The sequence below is a fragment of the Actinomycetes bacterium genome, from assembly GCA_024222295.1.
Lineage (GTDB): Bacteria > Actinomycetota > Acidimicrobiia > Acidimicrobiales > Microtrichaceae > JAAEPF01.
In genome coordinates this window covers 1-595 of the sequence record JAAEPF010000059.1, presented here as the reverse complement: position 1 = coordinate 595, position 595 = coordinate 1, and the positions used below count along the sequence as shown (strand labels likewise).

Here is a 595-nt window from a genome sequence, read left to right as displayed (position 1 = left end):
GATCGACTACAGCATCCGCGACGGCACGCTCTCGACCACCCGGGACCTGGTGGTGACCACGACCGACACGACCCTGGACGCCATCCTGGGGGCCTACGGCGTGACGAGCGAGGAGTTCATCGACGCCGAGAGCACCCAGTACAGCCGGACCGGACAGGTGCCGATCTTCACGGGCGGAGGCCACGTCGAGTTGCCCTTCGACGAGTGGGTGCTGCGGTCGGGGCTGTACTACGCACCGGAGTCGACGCCGGACGAGTTCGTCGCGCCGAACAACCTCGACTTCGCGAACTGGAACCCACGGCTCGCGGCGCTCTACGACGCGGGCGGGCGCGTGCTGCTGGGCATGTCGGCCGACGCCTGGCTCAACGAGACGCGGGTGGTCACCACCGACTCCCACTCCGAGCTCAACGACCCGCAGTCCGGGCTGAAGCAGCCCAACGGCAACGGCACCTACGCGCTGACGCTCTACCGCTTCGGCATGACGCTGGTGATCCGATGATCGCGCTGTGGTCGGTCGCATGGGCCTTCGCGCCGCCCAGTGGGCTGCACGTGCCGCAGTGGGGCGGGCCGCTCGCGAGCGTGGCCGAGCCGGGGG

Annotated in this window: 1 protein-coding gene; it reads left to right on the top strand. The window is 69.7% G+C overall.

All coding sequences use genetic code 11. The annotated features are described in order from the left end of the window. Window positions 1-499: hypothetical protein (locus tag GY812_16250; GenBank protein ID MCP4437034.1), on the top strand; the 499-nt coding region annotated here is incomplete at its 5' end. Window positions 500-595: the final 96 nt, after the last annotated feature.